Origin of the sequence: Pseudomonas asuensis (assembly GCF_014646755.1) — a bacterium.
Lineage (GTDB): Bacteria > Pseudomonadota > Gammaproteobacteria > Pseudomonadales > Pseudomonadaceae > Chryseomonas > Chryseomonas asuensis.
The window spans coordinates 1-5677 of the sequence record NZ_BMNW01000035.1; the positions used below are offsets into that span (position 1 = coordinate 1).

The 5677-nt window shown below is 49.7% G+C and carries 5 protein-coding genes and 1 pseudogene; 4 read left to right on the top strand and 2 right to left on the bottom strand.

Translation table 11 applies throughout. The features are described 5' to 3' along the window. A pseudogene (locus IEX86_RS24185) lies at nt 1-173 on the bottom strand (transposase); the annotation flags it as partial. Between the two features lie 45 nt (nt 174-218). On the opposite strand from IEX86_RS24185, the gene IEX86_RS24190 reads away from it, so the two are divergent. The 4 genes from IEX86_RS24190 (at nt 219) to IEX86_RS24205 (ending at nt 4590) form a co-directional block, all read left to right on the top strand. Then, a protein-coding gene (locus tag IEX86_RS24190) for an IS3 family transposase (RefSeq protein WP_188868706.1) occupies nt 219-1612 on the top strand; the annotation gives its coding sequence in 2 pieces (ribosomal slippage) (nt 219-1062 and nt 1062-1612; 1395 coding nt in all). Between the two features lie 118 nt (nt 1613-1730). After that, nucleotides 1731-3260 (top strand): hypothetical protein, encoded by a 1530-nt coding sequence (locus IEX86_RS24195; RefSeq protein WP_188868707.1) that lies wholly within the window; start codon nt 1731-1733, stop codon nt 3258-3260. Between the two features lie 584 nt (nt 3261-3844). Then, nucleotides 3845-4336, top strand: coding sequence for a hypothetical protein (locus tag IEX86_RS24200; protein WP_188868708.1), 492 nt, complete (start codon nt 3845-3847; stop codon nt 4334-4336). Beyond that, nucleotides 4333-4590, top strand: a complete 258-nt coding sequence (locus IEX86_RS24205) for a hypothetical protein (RefSeq protein ID WP_188868709.1) — start codon at nt 4333-4335, stop codon at nt 4588-4590. The genes IEX86_RS24200 and IEX86_RS24205 overlap by 4 nt, the downstream gene beginning before the upstream one ends. Before the next feature lie 211 nt (nt 4591-4801). Here the strand turns inward: IEX86_RS24205 and IEX86_RS24210 are convergent. Continuing rightward, nucleotides 4802-5677 (bottom strand): IS3 family transposase (locus IEX86_RS24210; RefSeq protein ID WP_188868710.1); only part of this gene is annotated, 876 nt, incomplete at its 5' end.

Below are 5677 nucleotides of genomic sequence, written 5' to 3' on the forward strand. Positions count from 1 at the left end.
GTCAGCCGGGCGAACTGGCGTATCGACGTCATCTCATACAAGGCCTCCTCCATGGCCGGATCGCTCAGCGAGAACCAGTTCTGCAACAGGTGGATGCGCAGCATGGTTTCCAATGGATACGGTTTGCGGCCCATGCCGGCCTTTGGATAATATGGCTTGATCAACGCAACCAAGTGAACTGACCCCCGAATGTTGGACACAACCTTCAGGGGTTCTTTATGGCGAAATACTCGCTTCACTTCAAACGCCAGGTCGTCAGAGATTACCTGGAAAGCGCTGATGGCTTCAGCAGGGTTTCGCATCGGCACCAGGTAGAGAGAAGCCTAGTCCGCGCCTGGGTTGCGGCTTTTCAGCAGCATGGCGAAGCAGGCCTCATACCCACTCGATCTCATTACACTACGGCTTTCAAGCTCACTGTTCTCAAGCGACTATATGAAGAAGGCTTGTCCTACCGTCAGGCGGCTGCGCTATTCAACATCGCTAACAAATCAAGCGTGATGCATTGGCAGCAAGCGTACGAGCGAGGTGGTCTACCAGCCCTGGCACGCAAGCGACGAGGAGCTGACGTGAGACAGAGCAATACGCTTTCTGTTATCGAAACTCCTGATGGTTCAGCTGACGTTCAGCGCACCCAACAAGAACTCACCGACGAGATCGTTAGGTTGCAGCTGGAGAATGCCTATCTGAAAAAAGCTCGAAGCTCTGGCTCAAAGCAGGCAGCGCTCAGCACCCGTGAGAAAACGCAGATAGTGATAGAACTCCGGCAGCACTACCCTCTGGCCTGCCTGCTCAAGGCAGCAGGGCTGGCCCGCAGCACCTTTTACTATCAATCAAAAGCATTGGCTGTCGCTGATAAATACGCTGACCTTAAAAGCACTATCAAGACGCTTTTTGAGCGTCATAAGGGCCGTTATGGCTATCGGCGTATCACCGCCGCCTTACGGAACCAGGGAGCCCTTGTGAACCATAAAACCATCCAGCGCTTGATGGGTAGCTTGGCATTAAGATCGACGATCAGACGACGCAGTAAGTACCGGGCGTACCGAGGCGCAACGTCTAGGACTGCCCTAACCGGCTCAATCGTGATTTCTCAGCCGAGCGGCCTAACGAGCGATGGGTGACAGACATTACCGAGTTTAACCTCGGCGGCCAAAAGCTTTACCTGTCACCCGTTCTGGATCTGTACAACCGCGAGATCGTGGCCTATGAGATGGCTAGGCGACCCGTCTTCGATATGGTACGCGACATGATGCGCAAAGCCTTCAAGCGCTTAAGACGCGGCGAAGCTCCGCTCTTGCATTCGGATCAGGGCTGGCCCTATCAGATGCCTGCCTTTGGCCGTCTGCTGGAGCGGCGTGGCCTCACCCAGAGTATGTCACGACGCGGCAACTGCCTGGATAATGCCGCGATGGAAAGCTTTTTTGCCGTGCTCAAGTCCGAGCTGTATTACCGGGAATCATTCAGTAGCGTGGCTCAGCTGGAAAAAGCGCTGCATGGCTATATCCGCTATTACAACTGTGACCGCCTGAAATTAGCCTTGGGTGGACTGAGCCCCGTTCAGTTCAGGCTCAAGAATTCAAGCGCTTCTATTGCAAGCAAGGCTTCAGCCTAACCTCAAAAGAAATCAGACCCGGTGAGCCATGCCGTGGAGTCAAAGAACTAGCTTAAGGAACTCCGATGTTACAAAGGACCACCTAGAGGATTTCTCTCGTTAGATCATGAGGTTCTTTATGCGCCCCGTTGGAGCACAACCTTCCTTATTCGTACGAACTCCAGAGCTTAGCGATGCGCTCTCTAAGACCGCCTCAGCAACTACTCAACTCTCAGAACCCTCCGCGACGTCTCAGCAGGAAGGTCTAACTGTGCCTAATAGCTATCTTCTTAATGAAACCCATGTAAAGGTCGGGAGCTGGCAACCTCTTAAAAAAGAAGAAGATAAAAACCTGATGCCGTATTTGTTTAGACCTAAAGGTGAAGTTACTGAGGAACATTTGCCCAATCAAGATATTCGGTGCCAGTATCAGGTTGTGCATCCTGATAGCCCCTTTGAAGTAACTGCTGTATATGGTCCCGGCCGGCAGCTCAAAGAGCTATCCGCTGAGTCCACCTCCAATCCTGACCGAAAATTCCCCGTGACGATGTTTACAGCTCTGGGCCATTCTAAGTCTTCTAGTTCTATTGTCTCGTCAGTTTCCAACCTTTCTTTGTCAGGTGAGAAGGACCTAGAAAGACTGTCCAATGAGATGTTGGATCTTATAGCCGAACATACAGACCCAAATGGCATACTTGCGCTACGCCAAACCAACAGGCACCTGAATGCTATTGCAGACAAGCATATAACCGATACACAACGCTTTCTGATGAAACACGCTCAGGCTTTAGGCTTTAGCAAAGAAGATATAAAAGCCTTGCTCAAAATGCCTGAAGAGCATCGTAACTTTATTGTGGAAAACGGCGTGAAACTCCATGCAGCAGGCCATAGTGCTTTCCAGATGAACGCGCTAGCCCAAGAAGAAGAAGAGCGTAACTTTGTTCTTCAACACTGTGTGAAACTTCATGCAGCAGGACATGACCCAGTAGACATGGGAGAAGTATTTGAAATGTCTGAAAACCAGCAAAGTTTTATTTTAGAAAACTGCACAGCACTTCATGCACTAAGACATAGCGCAGAAGATATGGGAGAAATAGCCGAGATGCCCGAAGACCAACGCAGTTTTATCGTGGAAAACGGCGTGAAACTTCTGGTATTAGGACACAATACTGAAGATATGAAGGATTTCGCCAAAAGAACCGAACCAGGGCGCGCCCTTACCATGGAAAACAGTTTAGCCAAAATACCCGAACTAGAGCGTAACTTTCTCTTAGAAAATGCTATAAAACTCCTTGCAGCAGGTCATGATATCTATAGCATGCAAATATTAGCTTATACGTCTGAAGAGGTGCATAATTTTGTCGTGGTAAATGGCGCAAAGCTTTATGCAGCAGGCCATTTTCCGTCAGACATGTCGAACTTAGCTGAAAACCCTGAAAAAGTTCGTAATTTTGTTGTGCAGAACTGTACGCAACTTCACGCTGCAGGTATTAGAGCTGCATATATGCCAGACGTAGCAAAAATGTCTGAAGAGCAGCGCATATTTTTCTTGGAAAACTGCGTGAAACTGTATGCAGAAGGCCATAGCAATATTGACATATTTAATATAGCTGAAATGCCAAAAGATAAGCGAGAGGCCGTGATAAGCAGCTTAACAAAGAAGGGATAAAGAGTTACCTTCCTGACTTCGCTCAAAATATAATTAATTTTTATAGTATTGATAAGAGTAGCATCTAACTCGGTAAGAGAGTTAAATGCTACTTAAAGCCCGGTCTCAATGTCCAACATTCGGGGGTCAGTTCAAAGTGAACTGACCCCCGAATGTTGGGCAGTTTAAATCCTGCTAAAAGTGCGGCTAGCTCTTCCTTGAGATTAGCCGCACTTACCTTTTGAGCCGAAGGCTCAATCTGCGCTTGCGTAATGACTACCATATAGCCATGTGTTTTTCTCAGTAACCTTTAACGCGCAGAATGCCTTTTATGAGGCACCTATGTGCCAGTGCGCCGTATAGTGAAATGGATCTGAAATACGGGCCAAAGGGAACCGCTTTGTAAGTAGTGTCACTCATCACCCATGGTGGGCCTATATCATGAGGGTAGTATGTTTCCAATTACTGGTAGCGGTCATAATCATAACGTGCAGGCCAGTTCAGTAAACCCTGCAGAGGCTGTACAAACGGCAGCTGGCATGCACCCGTCTGGTCACGCCCATTCGTGAATATTTAGAATGTTAAGCGACCATGCAGTGGGTGCTTTGAACGCTAAAGAAACTCAAGGTAATCCAACGGAAAAGTGGCTGGCCGGATGTGCAAGACAAGCCATCGGCAGTGGTCAGTTGCAGATCTCGTCCAATCCGCCCGAGAACGGTATTGCTCAATTTGGGATGCGTCACAATCAGGACGTATTGGTGATTAAGGCAAAATGGAATGATCCATCTGGATATGACCTTTTAAGCGTTGGCTTTAGAAGGGGTACTGAAAAGCCTATAAGCATGACCTTGCCTAAGCCAAATGCTGCTGTGGTAAGTAAAGTCCAACACCCGTCCGCCTTAATGAAGCTTCCAAATGAACTTCTGCTGCAAATCGGTGGTGGTACTGCAAATCGCGGTGAAGGAGTTAACCTTGGTTTGCGAAGTGTCAATAAACAGATGAAGGTCATTGCCAATGATCAGATGTCGGCCAAACAGCGTTTCTTACAAAAAACGGTCAAAAGCTTAATGCTGTTGGCTACAATCACAATCAAATGAACGAGTTATCCGCGCAACCTGCCGACCAACATGACTTCGTTCTTAACAATGCCCAGACGCTTAAAACCCTTGGCTACAACGGTAAAATAATGAATGCTCTGGCCGCACGGCCAGCAACTGAACGTGACTTCGTCATTACCCACGCTGATCAGTTGCGCGCCGCCGGCTACAAGTTCGCTTTCGAGATCACCTATCTGGCCGCAAGTCCCGATCGGCGCGATGCATTCTTGCGAGAGATGGGCCACCGCAGCTAACGTATTTACTGATTCCTAAATAGCGGCGGGTACGTAGGCCTTCTGAGGTCATTGCTGTCTGATCCTATGCTATGTGATCGAACCGACCGCTATAGCGGCTTGGATCTTGTGAGTAGCTAGGAGGGCCTGGGTTGTTCCACCGATAGAATTTGATCGTTGATAAACCGGGCTGTTCTAGAGTGCATGCGGACCCCTTTGCAGCCGCAGGCTGCTAGGTCCAGGAGTAAATGCCAGATCGTTTGCGGCGGAACTGAACGGGGCTCAATCCACCCAGAGAAAGCTTTAGCCGGTGGTGGTTGTAGTAACGAATATAGCCATGCAGCGTCTCTTCCAGTTGAGCTACGCTGCTAAACGATTCCTGGTAATACAGCTCGGACTTGAGCACGGAAAAAAAGCTTTCCATGGCGGCATTATCCAGGCAGTTGCCGCGTCGTGACATACTTTGGGTGAGGCCACGCCGCTCCAGCAGACGGCCAAAGGCGGACATCTGATAGTGCCAGCCCTGATCCGAGTGCAAGAGCGGAGCATCGTCGTGTCTTAAGCGCTTGAAGGCTTTGCCTATCATGTTTCGAACCATATGAAATACGGGTCGCCGAGCCATCTCATAGGCCACGATCTCACGGTTATACAAGTCCAGAACGGGTGACAGGTAAAGCTTTTGGCCGCCGAGGTTAAACTCGGTAATGTCTGTCCCCCATCGTTCGTTAGGGCGTCTGGCTGAGAAATCGCGATTGAGCCGATTAGGAGCCGCCCTAGCGGTTGCGCCTCGGTACGCCCGGTACTTACTGCGTCGCCGAACCGACGACTTCAGTGCCAGAATGCCCATTAAGCGCTGGACGGTTTTATGATTTACCGCAGTGCCTTGGTTACGCATGACAGCAGTGATACGCCGATAGCCATAGCGGCCCTTGTGCCGCTCAAAAAGCGTCTTGATAGTGCGCTTGAGTCTAGCGTACTTATCCGCGACAGCTAACGTCTTGGAGTGGTAGTAGAAGGTACTGCGAGCCAGCCCTGCTGACTTGAGTAGGCAGGCCAGTGGGTAGTGCTGCCGGAGCGCTATCACGATCTGTGTCTTCTCACGAGCGCT

Coding starts and splice junctions, on each gene's coding strand:
- IEX86_RS24195 (WP_188868707.1), top strand. CDS start 1,731: ATGCGCCCCGTTGGAGCACAACCTTCCTTATTCGTACGAACTCCAGAG.
- IEX86_RS24205 (WP_188868709.1), top strand. CDS start 4,333: ATGAACGAGTTATCCGCGCAACCTGCCGACCAACATGACTTCGTTCTT.